Source organism: Pandoraea terrae, assembly GCF_902459695.1.
GTDB lineage: Bacteria > Pseudomonadota > Gammaproteobacteria > Burkholderiales > Burkholderiaceae > Pandoraea > Pandoraea terrae.
In genome coordinates, this window is record NZ_CABPRZ010000016.1 from 78,514 (window position 1) to 103,331 (window position 24,818).

Annotated in this window: 18 protein-coding genes, 1 other RNA gene and 1 pseudogene; 9 read left to right on the forward strand and 11 right to left on the reverse strand. The window is 62.0% G+C overall.

The window, feature by feature from the left end; translation table 11 throughout:
- Positions 1 to 44: 44 nt before the first annotated feature.
- Together PTE30175_RS18150 and PTE30175_RS18155 are read right to left on the reverse strand one after the other, a co-directional pair.
- The gene (locus tag PTE30175_RS18150; protein ID WP_150698468.1) at positions 45 to 1,529 is read right to left on the reverse strand and encodes a tetratricopeptide repeat protein; all 1,485 of its coding nucleotides are present in this window, start codon (positions 1,527 to 1,529) and stop codon (positions 45 to 47) included.
- Positions 1,530 to 1,892: 363 nt separating this feature from the next.
- Entirely contained in the window at positions 1,893 to 2,516 is a 624-nt protein-coding gene (locus PTE30175_RS18155) for a hypothetical protein (RefSeq protein WP_150698469.1), read from the reverse strand.
- A 164-nt stretch (positions 2,517 to 2,680) separates the two neighbouring features.
- On the opposite strand from PTE30175_RS18155, the pseudogene PTE30175_RS18160 reads away from it, so the two are divergent.
- The 7 genes and pseudogenes from PTE30175_RS18160 to PTE30175_RS18185 all read left to right on the forward strand — a co-directional run.
- Positions 2,681 to 2,806, forward strand: a pseudogene (locus PTE30175_RS18160) (recombinase family protein); the annotation flags it as partial.
- Between the two features lie 805 nt (positions 2,807 to 3,611).
- Complete coding sequence (locus PTE30175_RS18165) at positions 3,612 to 4,472, forward strand: DUF4238 domain-containing protein (protein ID WP_191629126.1); 861 nt, start codon at positions 3,612 to 3,614, stop codon at positions 4,470 to 4,472.
- Between the two features lie 119 nt (positions 4,473 to 4,591).
- Positions 4,592 to 5,581: a DUF5677 domain-containing protein gene (locus PTE30175_RS18170; protein ID WP_191629127.1), complete on the forward strand. Its 990-nt coding sequence runs from the start codon at positions 4,592 to 4,594 to the stop codon at positions 5,579 to 5,581.
- Positions 5,582 to 5,752: 171 nt separating this feature from the next.
- Positions 5,753 to 6,271 carry a hypothetical protein gene (locus PTE30175_RS18175; RefSeq protein ID WP_150698472.1) on the forward strand — a complete coding sequence of 173 codons (519 nt, stop codon included), beginning with the start codon at positions 5,753 to 5,755 and terminating at the stop codon, positions 6,269 to 6,271.
- 68 nt (positions 6,272 to 6,339) lie between these two features.
- Positions 6,340 to 6,576 (forward strand): hypothetical protein, encoded by a 237-nt coding sequence (locus PTE30175_RS28290; RefSeq protein ID WP_191629131.1) that lies wholly within the window; start codon positions 6,340 to 6,342, stop codon positions 6,574 to 6,576.
- Between the two features lie 40 nt (positions 6,577 to 6,616).
- Positions 6,617 to 6,871 carry a hypothetical protein gene (locus PTE30175_RS18180; protein WP_224788845.1) on the forward strand — a complete coding sequence of 85 codons (255 nt, stop codon included), beginning with the start codon at positions 6,617 to 6,619 and terminating at the stop codon, positions 6,869 to 6,871.
- 56 nt (positions 6,872 to 6,927) lie between these two features.
- Positions 6,928 to 7,431, forward strand: coding sequence for a hypothetical protein (locus PTE30175_RS18185; RefSeq protein WP_150698473.1), 504 nt, complete (start codon positions 6,928 to 6,930; stop codon positions 7,429 to 7,431).
- Between the two features lie 723 nt (positions 7,432 to 8,154).
- Here the strand turns inward: PTE30175_RS18185 and PTE30175_RS18190 are convergent.
- The 8 genes from PTE30175_RS18190 to ubiG form a co-directional block, all read right to left on the reverse strand.
- Positions 8,155 to 10,281 (reverse strand): bifunctional DNA primase/polymerase, encoded by a 2,127-nt coding sequence (locus PTE30175_RS18190; protein ID WP_150698474.1) that lies wholly within the window; start codon positions 10,279 to 10,281, stop codon positions 8,155 to 8,157.
- A gap of 11 nt (positions 10,282 to 10,292) precedes the next feature.
- Positions 10,293 to 10,532 (reverse strand): helix-turn-helix transcriptional regulator, encoded by a 240-nt coding sequence (locus PTE30175_RS18195; RefSeq protein WP_150698475.1) that lies wholly within the window; start codon positions 10,530 to 10,532, stop codon positions 10,293 to 10,295.
- 82 nt (positions 10,533 to 10,614) lie between these two features.
- Positions 10,615 to 11,349, reverse strand: a complete 735-nt coding sequence (locus PTE30175_RS18200) for a hypothetical protein (RefSeq protein ID WP_150698476.1) — start codon at positions 11,347 to 11,349, stop codon at positions 10,615 to 10,617.
- 78 nt (positions 11,350 to 11,427) lie between these two features.
- On the reverse strand, positions 11,428 to 12,666 hold the full coding sequence (locus tag PTE30175_RS18205) for a tyrosine-type recombinase/integrase (protein ID WP_150698477.1): 1,239 nt from the start codon (positions 12,664 to 12,666) through the stop codon (positions 11,428 to 11,430).
- Between the two features lie 227 nt (positions 12,667 to 12,893).
- Positions 12,894 to 13,263, reverse strand: a transfer-messenger RNA (tmRNA) gene (gene ssrA / locus PTE30175_RS18210).
- 84 nt (positions 13,264 to 13,347) lie between these two features.
- Positions 13,348 to 17,238, reverse strand: coding sequence for a DUF748 domain-containing protein (locus PTE30175_RS18215; protein WP_150698478.1), 3,891 nt, complete (start codon positions 17,236 to 17,238; stop codon positions 13,348 to 13,350).
- A 125-nt stretch (positions 17,239 to 17,363) separates the two neighbouring features.
- Positions 17,364 to 18,086 (reverse strand): phosphoglycolate phosphatase, encoded by a 723-nt coding sequence (gene gph, locus PTE30175_RS18220; RefSeq protein ID WP_150698479.1) that lies wholly within the window; start codon positions 18,084 to 18,086, stop codon positions 17,364 to 17,366.
- Positions 18,079 to 18,777 carry a bifunctional 2-polyprenyl-6-hydroxyphenol methylase/3-demethylubiquinol 3-O-methyltransferase UbiG gene (gene ubiG / locus PTE30175_RS18225; RefSeq protein WP_150698480.1) on the reverse strand — a complete coding sequence of 233 codons (699 nt, stop codon included), beginning with the start codon at positions 18,775 to 18,777 and terminating at the stop codon, positions 18,079 to 18,081. The genes gph and ubiG overlap by 8 nt, the downstream gene beginning before the upstream one ends.
- A gap of 393 nt (positions 18,778 to 19,170) precedes the next feature.
- On the opposite strand from ubiG, the gene PTE30175_RS18230 reads away from it, so the two are divergent.
- Together PTE30175_RS18230 and PTE30175_RS18235 are read left to right on the forward strand one after the other, a co-directional pair.
- The gene (locus PTE30175_RS18230; RefSeq protein ID WP_150698481.1) at positions 19,171 to 20,424 is read left to right on the forward strand and encodes an efflux RND transporter periplasmic adaptor subunit; all 1,254 of its coding nucleotides are present in this window, start codon (positions 19,171 to 19,173) and stop codon (positions 20,422 to 20,424) included.
- A gap of 22 nt (positions 20,425 to 20,446) precedes the next feature.
- The gene (locus PTE30175_RS18235; RefSeq protein WP_150698482.1) at positions 20,447 to 23,572 is read left to right on the forward strand and encodes an efflux RND transporter permease subunit; all 3,126 of its coding nucleotides are present in this window, start codon (positions 20,447 to 20,449) and stop codon (positions 23,570 to 23,572) included.
- 26 nt (positions 23,573 to 23,598) lie between these two features.
- On the opposite strand, the gene ald is transcribed toward PTE30175_RS18235, so the two are convergent.
- Complete coding sequence (ald, locus tag PTE30175_RS18240) at positions 23,599 to 24,732, reverse strand: alanine dehydrogenase (protein ID WP_150698483.1); 1,134 nt, start codon at positions 24,730 to 24,732, stop codon at positions 23,599 to 23,601.
- Positions 24,733 to 24,818: the final 86 nt, after the last annotated feature.

Here is a 24,818-nt window from a genome sequence, read left to right on the forward strand (position 1 = left end):
ATTATGGGGTAACCCCAGCCACAAACCCGCCCGACCTGAACGGCTCAAAGCCCATCCGGCGTCTTGTTTTGCTCGAACCAAGCGGCACTGTCGGCATACATCTTCGACACGGCCGGATCGGTCTCTGACGCCAACTTCGCGTGGATGAAGCTGAGCGTCTTTTCTTTGTCGCCCGAGAACTGATAAGCGAGCCACATCGCTTCCAACGCTTGGCCTTCCCGACGCTCTTTGGCCAGCGTCACCGCCAAGGGTGCCCAAATGCTCGTGCGCCTCGCGTTGATGGACAGCGCCAGAACGGCTGTGTCTTCGGCTTTGATCTGATCGCCTGCGGCCGAGTAGGCGAATGCCAGGTTGCCGAGAGCCTCCTGGTCTCCAGGATCGGCAAAGGTAGCCTGGCTGAACAGCTTTACCGCGCGGTTCGTATCGCCGGACGAGAGCGCCGAAAGCCCGTCATTATTGAGTTTGCGCGCGGTTCCGCGGTCGCCGCGGGCAGGCTTGGGCAGTGCGGCCATGGCCGTGGCCGCCGCCATGGCCGCCGCAAGGTTTTGCGACTTCGCCGCAGTCAACATCGCCTTTGCGCAGTCGGCGGCGGTATGGCAGTTGATTACCGGCGCCAGCGGGTCGGATTGAGCGGCCGTCGCAACGACGGGGGCCGCCGGCCCATTGGACACGACGGGACCTGGCGGGCTCGATTCGGTTGACACGGTCGCGACGGCAGCCGGCAGCGTGTTGGCACTCGGCTCCTCGCTCGGGCCGATGGACACTTCGAGCCCCGAGGACCGCTCCGATCCGACGTAGCTGCACGTCATTTCGCCATTTTTCGCGCTGCCCCTGGGCCACGGGTCGACCGCGTAAGTCCATGCGGAGGGCGCGACTTCGCAGGCAGCCGATAGCGCCGTTCGGACTTGTACCGGAGCCACGCCTGCGGGAACCTCCATGATCGCCACGCTATAACCGCCCGACCGCTTCCACTGCACCGACAGTTCATGCACCGGAAGACCATAGAATGTGTTGACCGCGTTGAGGTCGCCTTGGTCCTGAAATTGGTCAAACAGCGTTTTGCGCGGCGCGAATGGGTCCAGCGCGCGCTCCAAGAGGTTCGTTCCGCGGGGCGCCGGTGCGGCCGTAGCATCCTGCGACGACGGGCCGCGGGTTGCTGAGTCAGGCATCGGGCCGCCGGTAGCTTTAAACGAAAGGTCTTGAACCCGGTTAGCCCAACGGAGCGGCAGGGACATGATGTGGTCGTTCGCCGCGTCCGATGGGACTGCAGCGCCATCAACTTCGGTGATCCTTTCAACACCCATCAATTCGACGGACGACACGGAGGGGCAATGGCTCGCGAGTAAACTCATGGCGGCCTGGCCATGCGGCGTAACGCGATCGTGAATGTGTGCCTGTTCGACGATGTTGCCGGTCGAGTCGCGGGTGACCACCTTGATCCATAGATCGGAGAAATTCAAGCCGGTGTGGTTATCCACATCGAAGTGAAGGTCGCAATATTCAGTGGACTGGGTTTGCTTGCTCGACAAGGTGACGCCGATCCAGTCCTCGGCGCCCGACGGTGAATTTGAATGAACCTCAGACGTCGGGGCCGCTTGGGGCGATTGCGTGCTCCCAGATTGCGAGGCCGCCGCTTCGGTGGACGTTCCTGCCGGTTTTTGGCAACCCGCGATGCAACCCAAAAGTACAGTGGCAATGCCGATGCATGTTGCGCTCCGCCTTCTAATCATCTTGGCCCCCGTGTGCGTTCGATTTTTGTGTTGCATCTTGTCGGGCCCGCACGTTGCCGTCGTCCCGCGTTCCGTTTCGGCCGCCAACGGGCGGCCATAGATGTCATGACTTGTATTTCAAACTGGCCGTGTTTGCATTCTACGCGTTTGCAGTCCTGCGATTCACCGGGCGGGAACACTGCCATGCATTTTCTGCATGCCCTTGTCGATGTGGGTAGAGAATTTCGAGTCCATGAAATCAAGCAGAAAATCACAAACAGCATTGCAGATTTTAGCTACAGACTTGGGATTACATTTATCCGCGCCGGGGCTAAGCCAGCCGTGCGCAAAGATGTGCCGAATGGCAGCAGCAAGGTCGGCGACATTGCATGGTTCTCCGTCAAGGTAGCTCTTAAGCTGAGTCTCCAATTTTTTGTTTACGTGCTTCTGAAGAAATCTAAAGAAGCGATTGTCCTTGTCCGCCTTCCGAATAGTGGCAAGGAGCGACTTCGCGCCGTGTGCGTCTAGATCTGCTCGGACAGCCTCCGTGTTTTTTTCCCCTGTGATTTTGAGGAACGTTTCAAATGTTGAATAAACGAGCAGGACCTTGCAGAGCGCCGCGTAGCCTAGGGATGTTTCCTCCGCGATCCCTTCGAGGTCAATTCCCCGAAAAGACTTGGCGACCCGGAACCTCGCGGCAAAACGATTGACTTTGGAAATGGGCGTGACAAAGCTGAATAACTGCTCCCCTCTTTTCTGCGCACCACAGAACGTCGACCAGGCAGTGGGAAAACCCTTTGGGTCCATGCGTATCCCTCCAGTGGATGTTTCGTCCAAGAAACGATGGTTTGATGGATGCTGTCCGCCTGAACGCCCGACCTCGTGGAAAACCGTGCAAAAAGCACCCAGTATCAGCTTCCATCTTTCAACGTCCGACTATACTGGATTTTCATCGCACAACCTGGAATCGTATGTTGATTGGCTACGCCCACGTCTCCACGGACGACCAGCACCTTGACCTGCAACGCGATGCGTTGGCCCAGGCCGGATGCGAGCGCGTGTTCGAGGACACCGCGAGTGGCGCGAAAGCCGAGCGTACCCTCCGGCCCGACCATCTGCCACCAAGTGTGCAACGGCATGGGCCGGGATTGCATGCTCTTCTGCAACGAATGATGGCGGCCGCATTAGGCGCGGTTAACATTGCCGCGTCGACCTTGGTTCGAAATATCCGCGAGGGGGCGCGACGCTACCCCGCACCCCATCCAGAAAATTTTCCGTCGCTCACCCAAGAATTCCCGATCAGCCCATCGGGTGTAGTCGTGTCGTACGAGCCCATCGCATGCGTCCCATCAGGGCAAAAGCATGCTTCGTCGGGGCGACCCCGGGTGGGGGGAAAATCGGCTCAGCGGAAATCCATATCTGGCCTCGTGAAGTGATAACGCCTCCCGGTGATTTCTAAGCCAAGAAACGAACCCGTGTCAGCGCGACGACCTGTCAGAATCGCGCAGGATGGCCTCGCGCGTACTGGTTGATACTGATATACCCGAGGAGACATGCAGCGCCCCGCCAACCGCTGCTGGGGCCGCCTGGCGTCCTCCGAGGGGCGAGAGGGGGCGCTTCGCCGAAAAGGCGCACATCACCGCTTGAGATGGTGTCGCAAGCCCCTCAATTCATGATGAGCCTGCTGCCCACGCGTCCGTCTTGGCAACGCTGCTCCCGGGCACCTGACTGAAGCGGTGGATACCCGACGGCAAAGGGGGCAGGTGCTGACACGTCCATGTTTGCACGGACCAAGCTCATTAGACTTGAGGGCGTGGTTGAAATGCCCGGAAACAGGCGACGCATTTTAATATCCCAATGGAGATTCTCCATAAAAACAAGGTGTATGGAGCATGCGCGACCATGAGCGAACCAGATAAGCATCACTACCTTCCAAAGTTCTACCTTTGCGGGTGGGCAGGACATGACGGCCAGGTGGTCCGGTACTACCGTCCTCATCGAGACGTCGTGGCCGCGCCGATTGCCCCGAAAAATACCGGCTACGAGCGCGGTCTATACGGCCTCGACGGGTACGTTTCAGAAGCCAAGAACAGTATCGAAAAGAATTTCATGGCACCCGTCGTGGACGACCCGGCAGCGCGGGCACTCAATGTATTGATTGAGCGCGACAATTTAAAGCTCACCACCGAACTCCGTGAGGCATGGACTCGCTTTGTGATGTCACTTCTCGTTCGCAGTCCGACCAAGGTCGATCAGATCACCAAGCAGGCGGCTGAAGGGCTTCGGCAATCTCTTCGCGCAAATCCGGAAGAATACGCGGCTGTTCGCGGTGCGAATGACCCGCCGACCTTAACCGAGTGGGTGGAACGGAACGCGCCACAAATACTGGGCAACTATGGCAAGCAGCTCCTGCCCGGCATCATCACACATCAAGAAACGCATGACGCGCTTATCCGGATGCGCTGGTGGACTGTGGGCATCACCGAGGATTTTCCGGATCTGCTCACCGGCGACCGCCCCGTGTATTTGTCCCACGGGGTCGTCGATGACCGATGCTTCGTCGCGATGCCTCTTTCACCAAAATTCATCTTTTTCGCAACCCGTGCGCAGACCGCGTTTGACAGCGTGATGTCACACGGAATCAAAGCAGTCACCAAATCACTAAACAATTTGATCGTGAGTCAGGCGGATAAATACGTGTATGGCGCACACGACCAGCATCTTCGATTTGTCGAGAACCGTCTTGCCCGCAGGCGGGGGTAGGTACTGGCGACTCAGCATCTGTACCTCCCGCGATGAGAATTTCTTCAACGCACTGACCAGAGGGTGGCGCAATACCATCACGTAGTTCAGGCAAAATGCTAATGGGGGCCTGCAGAACCATGCCCGGTCATATTGGACGAGCGGCTGTTCATGCCGCACTGGAGGTCACTTTGACTGATTCAATGAATGAGCAATCCCGCTTGATACTCGACCGCCAAGCTCCTGCCAAAGTGATAGAAACTCACTTGGGGCAGCAATGTGACATGATTCGAGAGCTTGCGGACTACGGCGCCGATTTGATTTGCAGTGCATACGCCCACAGTCCGCGACAACTCACGGACGCCATTGCGCTCGGGGTGCTGCTGAAGCAAGTCGTTGCGATGGTCGATGCCGCCGACGCGCTGATTCGAATCGGCGCCATTCATTCTGCGCATCTGCAAGCTCGCGCCGCGTGTGAGGCGTCGTTTTACCTTGAATGGATGTTGTCGTCCGATTCGGAAAACAAGGCAAAGCACTACTACGTGGCTTCGCTGCGCGATCAGAAGCAATGGGCGATTCGAGCCTCTAGCGGAACGCCAGAAAATAAAAGGTTCGTCGATAGTCTTGCACAAGCGGGCATTGACGATTCGTGGACATCGGAAATGAATCCCGATGAGACGGCCACGTATCTGGAAAGGGTGAATGCCATTCTGGCTCAACCTGAACTGGCCGGAATACAAGAATCGTTTGAGAAATATACGAAGAAGTATCGGCGTCCCGCACAGTGGTATCAGCCGATGGGTTTCAAAAGCATTGCTGACATCGCGTCCGCACTTTCTCGAAAATATGAATACATCATCTTCTACTCCAAGGGTTCGAATGTGGTCCATTCGGGGTCACACTTCGATCACATCGCATTCTCGAAATCAAACGTACGCTTCAAAGGGATTCGAAGTGTGGACAATTGCAAAGAATCTATCATGCATCTCGTCCAGATTGCGATGCGATCCTATCGGGCGGTAAATCAGCGATACATTCCGGAAGATGAGCAGGCGCTTGGGCGTCTTTGGATCGAACGCTGGAGAGCACCGTTCTTCTCCATGCCGGACTTCGAATTTGAAACCAAATAGCTGCCGTTCAGGAAAGTATCAAGTGCGCCCCCTGAGGGGGCATCCCCATGCGATGCCGTGGGCCGAAATGTTAATGCGTACACTGCGGCGAGTTTCGGGACGGCACCTGCAAATCGCATCTCGATTGTCGTCTAGAATTGATTTCAATTCAGTGTTTCAGGGGATCGCGCCATGGCTCTTGCCCTTCTCGCTTCTCACCAGGGAAGCTGCTACACCGACGAGGACCGACGCGCCGCCGTCGTCCAGTACCTCCTGCTCGGGAACATCCACAAGGTGGCGCATGCCACAGGTATTCCGACGCGCACCCTGTACCACTGGACCCAGACCGAGTGGTGGGCGCAGATGCTGGCGGAAGTTGGCGCGGAAAAAGGGGCGGAAATTGATGCTGCCCTCAGCCGGATGATCGACTTGGCGATGGCTTCCGTGATGGACCGGCTGGAGCAGGGCGAGTACGTGGTGGCCCGCGACGGGCGGGTGCTGCGCAGACCAATCGTGATCAAGGACCTGCTGGCGATTCTGACCATGACGCTTGAGCAGCGCGAGCGGTTGCGAGTGAGCACAAGCACAGCGGCTGCCCGAATGCCGCTCCGCGAGGTCGCGGACAGATTGCGCGCGTTTGGCGCAAGGCAGGGCGGCTCCGCTGCCGGGGTGAGTGACGCGGAGGCCGCGCCCCTTTATTCCCCCACCTGAGATGCCCGTGGTAATAGTGCTTGGGGGGACCTCCAGCGCGACTCGCCGACACGGCCGGGAGAGGAAACATGAACCAGCAGCAAAAGCGCATACGTGCCGCTGCGGTGGCATCGATTGTTCCAACGCCGCTGTTCTCGACGACTGCCTATAATGCACGAAGGGCGAGTTGTTTATGGTGGGCGGAGGAACAACATGGCTATGCACTTGAAACAATGGGGCGAGCTTGGATTTTTCGTATTTCTTGCCTTAATCCTGCATGGGGCACAAGCACAGGTCTGCCCGTATGCGCCGGAGTGCCTGAATAACCCATACGGCGCTGGCAGTCCATATAAGGCAGGCGGGCTGATGAACCCATACAGCGAGAATGGCAGTCCCTACAGCAACAAATCCTGGACGAATCCGTACGCGACGGATGCGCCCCGGATATACGACAACCAAGGCCAGTACCACGGTCGCCTGAGTACCAATCCGTACGATCCGGACTCCACGTCGAACCCTTACGGACGCTATGGCAGTCCGTATTCACCGGACAGTATCAACAACCCATACGGGGCCGGCAATCCGTACCGGCCGCCGTTGATCGTCGTCCAGTCACAATAAGGCCCTCTCGGGCACCTTGAGGATATCCAGCATCCGTTTTCCCCGCACGAGGCACCATGACTTTGATATCCAAAAATATGGGGCGCCATCTGATGCTCGGCGTTTGTCTCGGTGCCATACATGCGAGCCTGGCGCACGCAGAGAGCACCGTAGCGTATGCCATGAGCGGGGATATATTCAAGGCGACGAAGGCGATTACTGCTGATGAACGGGAGCTTTTGGCAATGGCGCGTTTGCTGCGCGGAGAGGAGCGATATCTTGCCGAAGACATATTGGCGCAAGCCGATGCTATTGACCAGGCAGGCAAATCGGCGTCAACAATGCTCTGGCTTGTCTCGGAGGGCCACGGTGATCCGACATCCACGCAGTTGCGGATCATAGGCGGGGAACTCGCCTTTCTTGATCAGCACATTGACCTCAGTCTGCAAGCTGTACACGAAGATCAACGCGTGGTCCAGACCCCAGCTCTCGCAGCGGGCGCGGAACGATTAAAGACCGATGCTACAGAGTTACTCTCACGCATCAGGCGGGCGGAAAAGGCTTTTCCGAAAAGAGACTAGCAGTACCCCGATGAATACCCCTTCAACGCGGGCAACCAGAAGGCATCCGGCATACGCTGCGGAACTGCGCACAGTTCTTGTGCCATCCCGCCCCATCGGCAACTAACTTGTAGTTCATAGTCCTACTTGCCGACACAGCCAGCACTTCGCGCTCATGTCGCGCGGGACCTCGGCCTTCGCCGCCATGGACCGGGGCGATCTGCAAGTTGGGCGGGATCATGGGCTGGTTCTTCTATTTCGTCGATGCGCCCGGCGGGAGGCTGAGGGGTGGCCTCATCAGGTCGTGGGCGAGTTTGCAACTCTGCTGCATCTGCAACTTGGCTGGGGAAGTTGGGGCGGGAAGTTGAGCTGGCGTACCGGGCACACGCGCACACAGGCACTCAATCACTCGCCGCCGAACTGGGCGACGCATGAGCACAAGCACAGGCTCCTCATCCGTGCGCGGAGGCAATTTTTCGTATATCTGCCTATCCCGTGCAACCTGTGGAACCATGAAACCAAAAACCCTGTAACGTCAGTCATGGCGCGGGTTTCCGAGGTTCCCTGGGGGTTGGAACCTGCTGCAACCGCTGCTCCCGATTGCGGGGGTCACTGCTGCGTCATGTTGGTTCCAAGGGTTGCATAGGTTTCATTGGTTCCGCGGGTTGCATCAGTTCCATTGGTTCTCATTGTTAAGGTGGTTGCATTGGTTCCTGGATAGTAGCGACGCCTTACTCATCCACATTATTTTTCAACGATAAAGTACTTCCCTTCCCTGTTCACGATGTGCCCATTTGCCACCATCCGAGATAGGCGCGATTTGGTCGTCCCCGGTGATATGGGGCTTGCCGCGTCGACGATTTCCTTCATCGTCAAGGGGCCGCGCTCTCGCAGCAGGTCGATGATGGCCTGATGCTCCGCCGATAGGGGGGCGTGTGCTTCCTCCCACCGGCACAGGTCGGGGTCCCAGGTCATGGGCATCTTTTGCTCTTCCACGTCCCGGCCCGTCACGAACAGGTTGGCCTGATTGCTCCCCCGTGGCCGTTTCAGCACCATCGCGGTGTCGGCACAACCCATTAATCCGGTGGTGCCGCTGATCTCGTTGAACGGGTCGTCGGAATCCGGCATCTTGCGAGTATGGTGTACAACGAGGATCGCCACCCGAAACTCGTCGGCCAGTTGCTTCAGGCCCTCCAGCGCGGCATAGTCTTCCCCGTACGAGTTGCCGTTGCGTTGGCCCTGCGGCTTCACTTTCGCCAGGGTGTCCACGATTATCAAGCGGGCCTCGGAGTGCTCCTGCAACCATTGACGGATGTCCTTAAGTCCGCCGCTGTCGAGGCGATACCAATTGGACTGAGATGCCAAATACAACCTCTCGGGCGGCGTACCATCGCCACACACCTGCGAAAGCCTGTCCTGCAACCGGTGCTGCGTATCTTCGAGGGCCAGGTAGAGGACATCGCCTCCAACATTTGCCACATCCACGGCGGTTTGCAGCGCCAACCACGATTTTCCGCACTTGCTCTTCCCCGCGAGGAGGCTCAGGCCCTCGGGGATGATTCCGGGCACGATCCAGCGCTGTTCAGGGAACTCGCGGGTCGCCAGCTCGGCAGCGCTGATGATTGACGCGAGCGGATTGGCCCGCCCCGTCTTCGGTGAGGATGAATCTGCCCGTTTGGGGTCGCCGGGTTTGGTGCGTGCCCGCCGAATCTCCCCTTCGAGCCATGCGCGGCCCTGCTCACGGGGCTTTTCGCTCAGCCCGTTCGCAGGATCCATCAGCACGCCGATGATTTCATCGCCGTCGTGGCCGCACAGGATCATGGCGCGGACGGCCCCAAATAAAGCCTCGCTGCGCTCCCCCGTTGGCTTGCCCTCGCGGATTAACTGCTTGATCTCCTCGGGCACGCGCAGGTCTTCCACGCGCACGTCGGGGGCGGGAGTGTTTGCCGATGCCGATGGGGCGAATAGTCCCATCAAGCCCTCGGGCAACGGCGCAGGCGGCGTCGTGTTCTCCCAGCAGTACGCCACGCCGTCGACAACGGAAGGGCGCGCGACGATGTATCCGCCGTCGGCTCGCACATCGATGCCGGGCATGACCCCATTGCCGGAGCCGAGATCCGGGCAGCCCGGCGGTAGGTTGAAACATAGATGCAGGCCGCCCGAGGGTGTGCGGACCTTGAACGTGTCGAACGGGCCGTAACGGGCTTCGAGCTGGTCCAGGGACGCCATCCCCGACCTGCCGTCCTTGACGTCGACGTCGATTACTACGAGCCCCGATGCGCGGCCAGTGACGATGCCGATGTTCGCGTCTGGCCACTGGGCCCACCAGTCGCGAATCACTGCGTGGTCGGTGGTCGCGTCCTTGAAGCCGTGCGGCGTCAGCGGGGCTTTGCCGCCGGGCTTTAGAGGGAACACTGGGCAACCCTGCGCCGCGTACCGCAGGGCCGCTCCCTCGTAGGACAAAAGGGGCGACGTGTGCTCGTGCTCCCCCTCCCCGTGGAGCTGGGTGGCCTCCTGCACGACCTCGTCTGCCTCACTACGTGCCTTGGCCTCGCACTGCCCGATGAACTCCGCGTCAGCGTCCGTCCTCAATCCTTTCGGCTTACTGCACCACGGGCGCAGCGGGCCGTCTGGCAGCGGGCCGTGGTAGCCAACCATCATGCCCTCGCCGTGGTAGAGCACGATGAACCTGCCGTCGGCTATGCGGCGTTGTCCATCGGCGGCGAGATCGGCGGGGGGCACGATTCCGTGCTGCGCAAGGGCCTCGCGGAACTGATCGATGTCATTCTGGTCGTTATAATTCGTACCATTCATTTGAGTATGTCTTTCCGGCCCGGCGCTCCCCGTCGGGCTTTTTGTTTCGTACATCATTGCGCTTCCCCTTACCCGGCGATCTCGCCGACGGCGCTGCGTGCGCGGTAGGCTGCGGGGTTTGCCAAAAATGCGTCGATGTCCCCAACGCGCCAGCCAACGGCTCGGGGACCAAGGCGAACGGGAGCGGGGAACGTCCCTTCCTGAATTCGCTGGTAAATGCTTGACCGAGAAATGCCGACCAAGGCTTCGACTTGGGGGCGACGGAGGATGCGCTTGCGCTCAAGCGCTTCTTGAATTGCGTTGGCCATGTTTAATTAACTCCCAATGAGTCGTCCGGGGCTGCCCCGGAACACATGACCAAGCATAGAAAGCGGGTTCGCCGGTAGCCGGTTAAGCGCGAATTTTAAGTGCCGCCTTCGCCCTGCTCACACGGTCTTTAAGGCCGTGGATGGGGGTTTTTTTGATCGTTTTGTCGTCGTCCTGCCATTCGATAAAGGTGTCGGTGACGGTCATGATGACGTCGTCTGGTTCCAACTTTTCGAGTTGTCTGAGCACCCGTTTTGCGCCGTACGTCGGGTCCGCCTCCACGATTTCTTCGATGAGCCGCTGAAGGGCATCCGGCCGGGCACCACGTGGCGCGCTGGCGATTTTCCTTTGGTGCCGACGGAAGTTGTCCTTGTACACGTCCGACATTTTCAGCGCGTCCGCCAGCCATTTGATGCGCCAGTAGGCGAGGGCGTAGTTGTGGCATTGGACCGGAGACGGATGTTCCGCGATCCTGTCGGAGAGCTCCATGAACCGTGCTGCGGCGTCAATGATCCCGACCGCCGCCATGAACGGGTACCGCGCGAGGTATTGCGGATCGATGTCCTGCTCGGTCATTCCATCTGGGAAATTCTCGTTGGGGTACATGTGCTTGGCGAACATGAGGGCACGGACGAACGCATCTTCGTCTTCTTGTAGGGTTTGCAGGTCGGCGCGATACTGATCGCCGCCTGTCCGGATATCCGCGTCCGCCAGGAATTGCGTCGCCACAGCCACCAGCGACTCAACCAAGTCGCGGTCCTCTTGGATCGCCGGATGCATCGTCGGCACCGTCATTGCCTTTTTGCGCTTGTCGGTCATCCGGCCCTCAGCACGATCACGTTCTCGGCGTCTTGTTGGGCGAACCGGGAGTCATTTGCCGCCGGACTCTCCAAAAGGCTACGCCCCCTGTCGAATGGGGACGACCGTCGCGCCGCGTTTCAACTCGTCCAAGTAGTCAGCCCACCGCTGCATCATTTCTCGCCGTTGGGGTAGGTGGGCGGTACGGTTGTACGCGCGGCCCAGCGGGTCTTTCACGGCATGCGCGAGTTGAGCCTCGATCACCGCCACCGGCACGTCGAGCACCTCGTCCAAGATCGTACGCGCCATTGCCCGGAAGCCGTGACCGGTCATCATGTCGTTGTCGTACCCCAGGCGGCGCAGGGCGGCATTGATGGTGTTGTCCGACATGGGGCGGTCAGAGGTCCGCACACTTGGGAACACGAAGCGTCCGCCGCCGGTCAGTGGTTCAAGCTCGCGCAGAATGGTGATGGCTTGGGTCGGCAATGGGACGATGTGAGCGCCACCATCAGCCTTGCCTTGTTTCGTCCGCTTCATCCGTATGGTGGGGATTTCCCATGTCGCGCCGTCGAGGTCGAACTCCGACCATTCAGCATTGCGCAGCTCACCGGGGCGTTGGAATAGCAGTGGAGACAGCCGTAGCGCGCAGGAGACGGGCAAGGTGCCGGCGTAACCGTCGATGGCGCGCAGCAGTTCCGCCACCATGGCAGGATCGATCAGGGCGGCAAAGTGCCGTTTCTGCACCGGGGGGAGTGCGCCTCGTAGGTCGGCGGTGGTGTCCCTGCTGGCCCGTCCAGTCGCCACCGCGTAACGCATGACCTGGCCGATGTTGTCGCGCAGACGGTGAGCGGTTTCGAGCGCACCGCGTTTTTCCACCCGCCGTAGCACGTCGAGAACCTCGGGGGGGGCCAAGCCAGCGATGGGCCGGCCACCGATCCAGGGGAAGGCGTCAACCTCCAGTCGTCGCAGGAGGCGCGCCCCGTGTCCCTCTGACCAAGTGGGCGCGAATTTGGCGTGCCACTCCCGCGCGACCGCCTCGAACGAATGTTCGGCATTTTGCCGCGCTGTGCGCTTGGTCGCTTGCTTCATCATGGACGGGTCAATGCCATCGGCCAACTGCTTCTTCGCGGCATCGCGCTTTGCCCGTGCGTCCTTCAGCGACACACCTGGGTATGCGCCTATGGTCAGAGCCTTTTCCTTGCCGCCGAATCGGTACTTCAGACGCCAATACCGCCCACCATTGGGGCGGACTTCCAGATACATACCTCCGCTGTCAGCGAGCCGATATTGTTTTTCTCTCGGGGCTGCTGCGCGGACCTGAACATCGGTCAGTGCCATCGTTCGATCTCATTCGGGTACAAGGCCATCAGAGGTACCTATTACCCTGGGGTGTACCTGATTTGGGGGTACCAGATCGGCAGTAGTGTCGGTGTACCCCCAGGTGTACCCCCAAGTACCCCCGGATTCCCTCAGATCATTATAGACGATGCTGGAAAAGAAAAACCCCGGAGACTCATATCTACCGGGGCTTTCAGAACTTCCCAGGAACACTCTGGAAGGTATTTTGGTGGAGGCGGCGGGAATCGAACCCGCGTCCAGAAGCGATCTACGACCAGTTCTACATGTGTAGTTCTGTCTTTTGATTTAACCGTAGCGACGCGGACGAACACGCTGCGTTACGGCGATTCACTAGGTTTTCGACCCGGGCGTCGTGACGCCGCCAAGGCTTAACTGACGTATATGACCTCTGGCGGTATTGCTACCGGTCTTGCGACGCTAGTCCGTCAGTGAACTAGGCAGAGGACGGCGGCCCTTAGGCTGCCAGTGCGAACGTGTCGTCGTTTGCAGTTACGTTTTTCCCATTGATTAACGAGGTGACGGGTCCTCGACATGCCCTGGCCGCTTCACAACCCCTGTCGAAACCAGGTCGCCCCCGCAGCAGGATGACCCGCATACGCGAGTCAACATACATTCTACAACAGGACGCCCCGGGCGTCACGCCGCGCGCCCGGAACCCGCCTACTTGAGCGCGAAGTCGACGCGGGTCGTCGCGCCCTTGTCCTTGATGCCGTCGGCCGTCAGCTTCGGCGACACCACGAACACCCGGTCCGGCTCGATCTTGCCGTCCATCCAGCTCTGGACATTCTGCGCCCGCCGATCTGCCAAGCGCCGCAAGTCGTCGTCCGTCACCTTCATGTTCTCCACCAACAGCTTCTCCATTTCGTCCGGCGGCAATGACTTCGTGAAGCCGATCATGTTCTTCGGTTTCGGGAAATCCTCGGCTTTGTAGGCCGCCGTCAGGAATTTGTCGCGCTCGTTCGGCTCAACCGTCACGCTGTCAATGTCGATGCTCTCGCCTTTGCCCACCATCGATTTCACCTTCTGGGCCTTGATCCGGCGATCCGCCATCGCTTCACGCAAGCCTTGGGTGTCCTTCGACGGATCCACGCGGCCCACGATGTCCATCTTCAGCGACGGACGATCCTTCAACGCCTTCACCAGCGTGTCGAGCTTTTTCTCTTCCTCCGGCGTCAGCCGCGCACGGCCCGGCGCGAACGCCACGTAGCTCAACTCCTCCGCGCCGCTGCCGCCAAATGCCGACGCCAGCAGGCTGAACGGCGCCGTCACCGCTTTCACGATCAGATTGACGAACGCCCGGAAAATCACGCCGCCCAAACTGAACTGCGGATCATCCAGCGACCCCGAAATCGGAATGTTCACGTCGATCTCGCCACGCGAGTTCTTCAGCAACGATACGGCGAGCCGCACGGGCAAGTTCGTCGCCGTCGGGCTTTCCACCCGGTCACCGAAGGTCAGCTGATCGATGAAAATGTGATTGTTCGCCGTGAGTTTCGCCTGATCCAGCAGATAGTGGACGTCGACCGTCAGCTTGCCTTTTTCGATCGGATACCCCGCGTACTTGGTGGAGTAGGGCGTCAGGTTCGTCAGTTCGATGCCGTCGGCCTTCGCGCCCAGGTCCACGAACGCCATCGGCGCGAGCGGATTGATCTTGCCCGTGATGTTGATCGGCGCGTTCCGGTTGACCTTGCCCTGCAGCACCACGTCCGCCGGGGTGGTCGTTGCCGTGCCGAACGCGCCGATGCGCCCGCCGATGCTCGTCAGGTTCGCCGTGTAGTTCGGCTTCACGAAGTTGTCCGTGAAGTTGACGTTGCCGCCCTGCAGCGTGATCCGTCCGACCATGACATCGGCCGGCAACGCCTTGCCTGCGCCATAGCCCGGGCCGGCATCTTTCTTTGCCGGCGGCGCGCCGGCTTCGGACGGCAACGGCTGGCCGGCCTCCACCGCTGAGGCCACCGCATCCAGCGGTGGTTTGCCGCCGATCGTTTCGGACATTGCGGCATCGGCCTGGCTTGCCGATTTGGTGTCGAGCGGTACGCCCGGATTGGCGCGCGTGAGCGACTTCGGCGCTTCCTGCTTGTTGCCGACGACGTCAGCCAGATTCAAATGCCCGTTCGGGCTGATGATGAGCCGGGCGTAAAACGTCGACAGCGCCACGTTGCCGATCTGGACGTTCGGCTTGCCCGCACCCACCGCAACGTTGATCTTCTGCACTGCCAGCGAATTCCAGCGCATGAAGTCGTCCGCCGACACCTTGTCCAGCAGGCGGACATTGCCCAACGTCGCGTCGCCGCGATAGGTCGCCTGTGTCGTTGCGCCTTTCTGGGCGAACGTCGCTCGCCCGTCGCTGCTGAGCAGCGCGCTCGCAATGCTCGCGTTGAGCTGATCGCTCATATAGGAATCGAACGCTGCCAGATCGAGCTTTTCCGTGCGTATCTGCAAGTCGCCCGCCAACGGCTGGGGCGTCACGCTGCCCGTCGCAGTCAACGTGCCTTTCTTGTTGAGCGCGCCTTTGACCTCGAGCTGCATCGGCTTGCCCATGTCCTGCGACACTCCCTTGACCGTCACATTCAACGGCGAGAAGCGCGCCTGAACCGGGCGCCCCTTCACCGCACGGTCCTCCAGGCCCAGGCTCGCGTCCTCGAGCGACACGCGGCCGATCTGCCATTGCCAATCGCCGTTGCCGGTCTTCGCGGCCGATGGTTTCGCCGCCACGCGTTTTGGCGCTGCTTTGGGGGCGGCGCGGCCGTTGACGTTTGCCGCCGCGCCGTTGTTGCCCGCCAGCGCCATGAGGTTGATCTTGCCGTCCTTGTCGCGCAGCGCTGCCACGTCGAGGCCCTTGATCTGGACGTCGTCGACCACCACTTGGCGCTTCGCCAGATCGAAGTGCGACAACTTCGCCTCGGCATGCGCCAGTTTGAGCGGGGCATCGCCCTTGTTGCCCGTCAGCCATTCAATCTGGTCGAGCGTGGCCGTCGCCGGTGCGATCTGCAACTCGGGCGTGGCCGAACCGAACGATGTGTGGAACTTCACCTGCGCGCCGATCGTGCCGTGCTTCAGGTCGCCGGCCAGCGCACCCTGTGCGAACGGCAGCAACGGGCCCAGCGCGATGTCCTTGGCATCGATGTCGCCGCCGGCTGTGCGCTTCGGCAGGTCGAATGCCCCCTTGGCGTCCAGGGTGCCGCCGCCCGACAACTTCAACCCGACGTCATATGTGGCTGGCGTCTTGCCTAGCGTGGCCAGGTTCTTGACGCCAACGTGTATGTCGTCCAACGCAACCTGGGCAGGCTTCGCCGCGCGATTGTCGGTGACATGCACGGCGCTGTTCGTCAGCTGGACGTCGCCCAGCAGCAGGTCGAGCGGATTGCCCGCCGGCGCGGCGGGCTTGGCCGCCATCGCACCCGAAGCCGCTTGCGGCGCGGATGCCGCGGCCGGGCCCGGTACAGACTGAGCCGCGTTCGCTTCCGGATGTCCTTGCGGCGCCAATTGCGCGAGGGCCAGTGTGCCGTCCTTCGCGATTACCAGGTTCTGGTCGAGCCCGTCCACGACCACCGTGTTCACGTGATAGATGTTGCGCAGCGGCTCGAGATTCGCGAGATTCGCGGCAGCGTGCTTGAGCGTGGCGATCTTTTCGCCTTTGCGGCCGTCCACCGCCACGTCGTCAAGCGACACCTTGCCCGCGACGACGACCCGGTTGACCGACGCCTCCCGCCGGAACTTGAGTTGCAAATCGGTCGTCAGTTCGCCTTTCTTCAGGACAACCGGCAATTCCGTCGGCACATAGCCCAGGTAGCGCGGGATATCGAGGCGGTCGAGTTTGATGTCGACGCTCGATTCCAGCGACTTTGCGAACGGCTTCGTCTGGCCCGAAATGTCAAGCGCCGCGCCGTCGACGGACGCCTGCAGCAGCGGCTTCACGAAAATGTCGGTATCGGACGGCAAGTTCGCGATGAACGGGACGCCGACGTTGAGCTTCTCGACGGCATGCTTCTCGTTGCGCACCTGATCGTCGAACTGCACCGAACCGTTGCGGATCTGCACATTCGATAGCGAAAACCGCGCCGGCTCACTTGGCTGGGGTTTGGGTGGTCCGGCCGTGACCTTGTCGATGATGTCCGAGAAGTTGAAGCGTTGCTCCGCCGTGCGGGCGATGTGGATGACCGGGGTGTCGACGTACAGTTCGTCGATGACCGGGGCGAGGCGGAACAGCGACGTCCAGGCGGCATCCACGCGCAGCGTGCCGATGTCGACGAACGGCTGGCCCGGGGCCTTGTCGCCGATATGCAACTGCTTCAGGTCGAGCCGCAGGGTGTACGGGTTGAAGGTGACGTTGCCGACAGTCACCGGCCGTTCAAGATAGGCGGACAGCTTTTCCACGGCATAGTGCTTGAGCACCGCGGGCACTGTGAAGTAGCCGATGACGCCGAAGGCGGCCAGCACACCGGCCGTCCAGAGCGCGGCCTTGCGGGTGCGCGGCGAGCGGCCTATCTGCTGCGCGCGGGCAAGGCCCTGTTGAAGTCGAGGGGTGCGATCATTCGCTTGGTCGGCCATGCGGTCTCCCGAAAGCAGTCATGGACATCCGCGCCGCGCGAAGCGGGTATGGCGGGGCACGACATGACTGCGTAAGTCTGTCGATAAGCAGCACGCCCGGCAACCGGTGCCGGGCGGATTTCGTGTCAGGCGCCGCGCAATACCAGCGGCGCGATGGCGCTCGCCCGGGCGACGGTCGCGTCGGCCTGCCAATCGGCCGGCGACACGGCGTCGCCGCAATAGCCATAGGCCGCCGCAATGGTCGGCATACCGGCGGCCTTGCCGGCCTGCACGTCGCGCAGGTCGTCGCCGACATACACGATATGTTCCGGCGCCAGGCCCAGTCGTTCGGCGGCGAACAACAGCGGCGCAGGGTGCGGCTTGCTGTGCGGCGTGGTGTCGCCACATACAACGCAGCCGGCACGGTCGGCCAATCCGAGCAGCTTCACGAGCGGCAGCGTCAGGCGCGTGGCCTTGTTCGTGACGATGCCCCAGGGTACGCCCTGCGCCGTCAGGCGCGCGAGCAACTCGGGGACGCCGTCGAACAGCCGGCTGTGCACGCACAGCGCGGCTTCGTAATTGGCGAGGAAGGCGTCGCGCAGCGGCGCGAAACGGGCGTCGTCCGGCCCGATGCCGTACGCCGCGCCGATCAGGCCGCGCGCACCGTGCGAGGCTTGCAGGCGCAACGTTTCGTAGGGACCCGGTTCGAGTCCTTGATCCGTGCGCACCTTGTTGACGGCCGCCACGAGATCGGGCGCCGTGTCGGCGAGAGTGCCATCGAGGTCGAACAGCACGGCGCGGATGTCGCCCGCGAGGGCGGGGGTGTCGACGGCGTGGCCATTCAGGGGCTGGGCGAACGTATCAGGCATCACGCGTGCAGGCCACCATATAGTTGACGTCGGTATCGCTTGACAGCGCGTAGTGCCGCGTCAGCGGGTTGTAGGTCATGCCGCGCAGGTCGTCGATTCGCAGACCGCTTGCGCGCGCGAACGCCGCAAGTTCCGACGGTCGGATAAACTTTGCGTAGTCGTGTGTGCCGCGCGGCAGCATGCGCAGGACGTATTCCGCGCCGACGACGGCCAGCAGGTAGGCCTTCGGATTCCGATTCAGCGTCGAGAAGAATATGCGGCCGCCCGGCTTGACGAGCGTGGCGCACGCGGCCACCACGGACGCGGGCGAGGGCACGTGCTCGAGCATTTCCAGGCAGGTGACCACGTCGTACGTGCCGGGTTCGCGCGCGGCGAGCGCTTCGACGGCAATTTCTTCGTATTCGATGGACAGGCCGCTTTCCAGGCTGTGCAGATCGGCCACGCCGAGCGCCTTGGACGACAGGTCGATACCCTTGACCCGCGCGCCCTGGCGCGCCATCGATTCACTGAGAATCCCGCCGCCGCAGCCGACGTCGAGCACGCGCTTGCCTTGCAGCGGCACGTGTTGCTCGATCCAGTCGAGGCGCAACGGATTGATCTCGTGCAACGGCTTGAACTCGCTCTGGGGATCCCACCAACGGTGGGCCAGTTCGCTGAATTTCTGTAATTCTTGGGGGTCGGCGTTCATCACAATGTTAAAAACGGGGCAGGCGGCGTGCAGTCCGGTGCCGGCGCCACGCTTGCATCAACGCAAAGGGCACCGCCAGTAATACGCGGTAATACGCCGCGGCAGGACGGCAAAGCCGTCGGGATGCTGGCAGTATAACGAAGGCGGGCCCCCCGTGGCAAAGCCGTTCCCAAGCCGGAACTCCCGTGCGGCGGTGCATTGCGTCGCTCGGTCAATCCATTCCGGCGGCTGGAAGCCCCGTCCGGGACCGGTTTCAGGGCAGGGAAAACGCGTACTGCGGGGGCCGTGGAAATCGGACACACTCGCCCCAAACGCCCTTCAGGGCGTCTTCCAACGTGCCTGTGGTCCGCCTCGGCGCAATCCCCCGATGGCGGGCAAGCTCCTCAGGGAGGTGCCATGCCGCAAGACGCTGCCGTGCCCCGGCACCCTCGCCGCCGGTGGGGATGGACCGCGCTCGCATTGTTGGCTCTGCTCGGCATCCTCGCATGGCGTTTCTGGCATCACGAGACGCCGCCGGCCGCGCCGCCGCCGGCGGCCGTCACTGCCGTGACCGCCGTCGTCGCGGCCCAGGATCTGCCGCGTTACCTGACCGGTATCGGCACCGTTCAGGCCACCACTTCGGTCACCGTACGAGTGCGCGTCGACGGACAACTCGAGCGCATCGATTTCAACGAGGGACAAGATGTGAAGGCCGGCGACGTCCTCGCGCAGATTGACCCGCGGCCGTTGCGCGCGCAACTGGAACAGGTCCGCGCGGCCAAAGCCCGCGATGCGGCGCAGCTGGCCAACGCCCGCGTCGATCTGCAACGGTACCTGGCCCTGGCAGAGCAGGGTGCAAGCTCGCGCCAACAGGCCGACACGCAGGCGGCGCTGGTCAAGCAGCTCGACGCCGCCGTGCAGACCGATCAGGCCGCCGTCGACTACGCCGCCGTCCAGCTCGGCTACACGACGATCCGCTCGCCGATCTCCGGGCGCACCGGCGTGCGGCTCATTGACGTTGGCAATATCGTGCACGCCGCCGACGCCAATGGGCTGGTCGTGGTCAACCAGATCGACCCGATCACGGTGCTGTTTACCTTGCCCGAAGACGCGGTCGGGCGGGTCAACGCGGCCATGCAGGAAGCCGGCGGTCAGCCGCTTGTCGTCGATGTGTATCCGCGCGACGGGACGCAGAAGCTCGCAGCCGGGAAGCTCACGCTCGTCAACAATCAGATCGACACCACTACGGGCACCGTCTCGCTGAAGGCCACGTTCGACAATCCGAAGCATGTGCTGTGGCCAGGCCAATATGTCAATGTCCGGCTCGAAATCGGCACCTTAAAGCAGGCGGTCGCGGTCGAGACGTCGGTGATTCAGCGCGGGCCGAACGGGCCGTTCGTCTTTGTGGTAAAGGCGGACGACACCGCTGCCGTGCAACCCGTGCGGCTCGGCGCGACGCAGGGCTCGCAGACGGTCATCGAAGACGGTCTGGCGCCCGGCACCCGCGTGGTCGTCGACGGCCAGCTCAAGCTGCGCGCCGGCGTGAAGGTCAAGGAAGCACCGGCGAGAGCCGACGCCGGCGGCGCCCCGGCGACCGGCGCGGGGGCTGCGTCGTCGGCCGCCGCCACGTCGTCCGCTGCCTCGGCCCGCCCGGCCGCGGCGCAGCCGTAACCTTCGCCCCGGCGCCGCGCTCATGGCCATCTCCGCCAATTTCATCAAACGGCCGATCGGCACGTCGCTGCTCGCCATCGCATTGTTCCTGGTCGGGGCCGCCGCGTGGCCGCTGTTGCCCGTCGCCCCGTTGCCGCAGGTCGATTTTCCGACGATTCAGGTGTCCGTGGCGTTGCCGGGGGCGAATCCCGAGACGATGGCGTCGAACGTGGCAACGCCGCTGGAGCGCCAGTTCTCGCTGATCGCAGGCCTGTCGCAGATGACGTCGACGAGTGGGCTGGGGGCGACGTCCATCACGCTGCAATTTGACCTGAACCGCAACATCGACGCGGCCGCCGTCGATGTGCAGGCGGCCATCAATGCTGCCGGCGGCCAGTTGCCCACCAATTTGCCGAGTCCGCCGACCTATCGAAAGGTCAATCCGGCCGACTCGCCCCTCCTGATCATGTCGGTCAAGTCCGACACCTTGCCGCTGACGGTCGTCAACGACTATGCCGACAACATCCTCGCGCAGCAGATCTCGCAAATCGAGGGGGTGGGGCTCGTCAACATCGGCGGCTTGCAGAAGCCGGCGATCCGCCTTCAGCTCGATCCGGACAAGGTGGCGGCGACCGGGCTCGATCTGGAGACGGTCCGCACGGCGCTGGCCGCGTCGACCGTCAATTCGCCGAAGGGCAGTTTCGACGGGCCGCGCCAGAGCGTGACCGTCTATGACAACGGCCAGCTGCTCGACGCGGGGCCCTGGAACGACGTCGTCGTGGCGTATCGGAACGGCGCGCCGGTTCGCGTGCGCGACATCGGCACGGCAGTCCCCGGGCCGGAAAACACGCGCTTCGCCGGCTGGGCGTATCGTGGCGCGGCGATGCCCGAGTCGACGCCGCTCAAGAGCGGGCGCTCGGTGTTTCTGGCGGTGACGAAACAGCCGGGCGCGAACGTGATCCAGACGGTCGAGCGCGTCAAGGCGGCGCTGCCGCGATTGCAGGCATCGATTCCGCCAGCCGTCGAAGTCAATATCCTGACGGACCGCACGCAAAACATCCGCGCCTCGGTCGAAGAGGTTGAATTTACCCTGGTGCTCACGGGCGTCCTGGTCGTGCTGGTCATCTTCCTGTTCCTGCGCAACCTGCCCGCCACGCTGATTCCGGGGGTAACGGTGCCGCTGGCGATGATGGGCACGGCCGCCGTGATGTACGTCATCGGCTTCAGTCTCGACAATCTGTCGTTGATGGCGCTGACAATCTCGGTCGGCTTCGTGGTCGACGACGCGATTGTGATGCTGGAGAACATCTACCGGCACGTGGAGGGCGGCATGAAGCCGCTCGAGGCGGCGTACCGGGGCGCGGCGGAAATCAGCTTCACGATCGTGTCCATCTCCGTGTCGCTGGTGGCCGTTTTCATTCCCCTGTTGCTGATGGGCGGCATTGTCGGACGCCTGTTTCGCGAGTTTGCGATCACTGTTACGTTGACCATCGCCATTTCGGTGATTGTGTCGCTGACGCTCACGCCAATGTTGTGCTCGCGGTTCCTGCGCGAAGCGTCGCAAGAGCATCACGGTTGGCTGTATCAATGGTTCGAGCGCGGCTTCGACAGGATGCAGGCCGCCTACCGGCACGGATTGCACGTCGTGCTGGACCATCAGTTCATCACATTGATGGTGTTTCTGGTGACAGTCGCGTTGAGCGGGTTCCTGTATGTGGTGATTCCGAAGGGTTTCTTTCCGCAGCAGGACACGGGCTTCGTTTTCGGCTTCTCGGAGTCGTCGCAGGATACGTCGTTTCATCTGATGAGCGAGCGCGTGGCGCAGGTGGCGGAGATCGTGCGACAGGATCCGGCCGTGCTCAGCTTTGTCGCCGCGACGGGCGGCAGCACGGCCAATACCGCCAATTTCTACATCAATCTGCGTCCGAAGGCGGCGGGGCGCAAGCTCAACGCGGATCAGGTGATCGCGCGGCTGCGGCCCAAGCTCGCACAAATCGAGGGCATCAACCTGTTCCTGCAGGCGGGACAGGATATCAACGTCGGCGGCCGCCTTGCGCGCACGCAATACCAGTACACACTCACGGATGCCAACATCAGCGAACTGAACATATGGGCGCCGCGATTGTTCGACCGGCTGCGGCAACTGCCGGAGCTGACCGATCTGGCGACGGACCAGCAAAGCAATGCCCCAATCGCCACGCTCACGATCGACCGCGACCGGGCCGCGAGCTTCGGGATCTCGCCGGCGCAGGTCGAAGCCACGATCTATGACGCCATCGGTCAACGCCAGATCGCGCAGTACTTCACGCAGATCAACAGTTATCACGTCGTGATGGAAGTCACGCCGGCGTTGCAGACGGATGCGAGCCTGTTCAACCGGATTTACCTGAACTCACCGCTCACCGGCCAGCGCGTGCCGTTATCGACCTTCGTCCATCTCGACACGAGCAGGACAAACTACCTGCTCATCAGCCATCAGAGCCAATTCCCGGCCGTGACGATATCGTTCAATCTTGCCCCGGGCGTTTCGCTCGGCAACGCCGTAGAGGCGATTCGCCGCACGCAGGCGCAAATGAACCTTCCGGCATCGCTCAACGGTAATTTCCAAGGGACGGCGCAGGCGTTCCGGGATTCGTTGGCGACGCAGCCGTACCTGATTCTGGCGGCGCTGATCGCGGTGTATATCGTGCTGGGCCTCCTGTATGAGAGTTACATCCATCCGCTCACGATCCTGTCGACCTTGCCCTCGGCGGGCGTCGGCGCGCTGTTGATCCTGATGGCGGGCGGCTACGATCTCAGCGTAATCGCGCTGATCGGGATCATTCTGCTGATCGGGATCGTCAAGAAGAACGGGATCATGATGGTGGACTTCGCGCTGACGGCCGAGCGGGAGCACAAGATGTCGCCTAAGGAGTCGATCTATCAGGCGTGCCTGCTGCGTTTTCGTCCGATCATGATGACGACGATGTGCGCGCTGCTCGCGGGTTTGCCGTTGATGCTGGGCACGGGCGCGGGGTCGGAGCTGCGTCGGCCGCTGGGCTTCGCCATGGTCGGCGGATTGCTGCTGTCGCAGGCGCTGACATTGTTCACGACACCGGTGGTGTATTTGTATCTGGACCAGGCCAGCCAGTGGTATCACCGCCGCAAGGCGCGGCGCGCGGCGACCTAGGGCCGCCGCGTGAGGCGTTGCGTTGGTTACGCGGCCACCGGCATTTGCGCGAACAGCACATGCGGATCGACGCACGGCAGACCGAGCGCTTCCGCCACGCCCGCATTCGTCACCTTGCCGTGCGCAACGTTCAGCCCGCCCAGCAGATGCGGGTCGGCGCGCAGCGCGGCGTTCGTCCCGAGATCGGCCAATTGCAGGATGAAGGGCAGGGTGACGTTGTTGAGCGCGAAGGTCGATGTGCGCGGCACGCCGCCCGGCATGTTGGCGACGCAATAGTGCACCACGCCGTCGACCACGTAGACAGGATCCGCGTGGGTCGTGGGGCGCGACGTCTCGCAACATCCCCCCTGATCGATTGCCACGTCGACAATCACCGAGCCGCGCCGCATCAGTCCGAGCATGTCGCGCGTGATCAGCTTGGGCGCGGCAGCCCCCGGAATCAATACGCCGCCGATCACGAGGTCGGCGTCGCGCAGATGCTGCTCGATCGCATGCTGCGTCGAATAGACCGTCTGCACGCGTCCGCCGAACTGCGCGGACAAGCGCCGCAGGGTGTCGACGGAGCGATCGATGACGACCACTTGCGCGCCCATGCCGGTCGCAATCGTGGCGGCGTTCGAGCCGACGACACCGCCGCCCAGAATCACGACCTTGCCGGGCTCCACGCCAGGTACGCCTGAGAGCAGCAGGCCGAGGCCGCCATGGGACTTCTCGAGCGCGGTTGCGCCGGCCTGAATCGCCATGCGTCCGGCGACCTCGGACATGGGGGCGAGCAGGGGCAGGCCGCCGAGCGCAGAAGTGACGGTTTCGTACGCAATGCACGTGGCGCCGCTCTTGAGCAGATCGCGGGTCTGTTCCGGGTCCGGCGCCAGGTGGAGATAGGTAAACAGGGTGTGATGGGGTCTGAGCCGTGCGCGCTCGATCGCCTGCGGTTCCTTGACCTTGACGATCAACTCCGCGCGTTCGAACACTTCGCTGGCTGTGGCCGCGATGTGTGCACCGGCGGCGGCATAAACCGCGTCGTCCATGCCGATCCCGTCGCCGGCGTGGGCTTCGACCCACACTTCGTGACCCCGCGCGACCACTTCGCGAACGGCGGCGGGCGTCATGCCGACGCGATATTCATGGTTCTTGATTTCCTTCGGTACACCGATCTTCATGGTTGTCTCCTGGGTTTTGGTGAGTTATTCGCACAGCATCGGCCCTCTGCGGGGCGTTCAAACAAAAACGGCACCCGAAGGTGCCG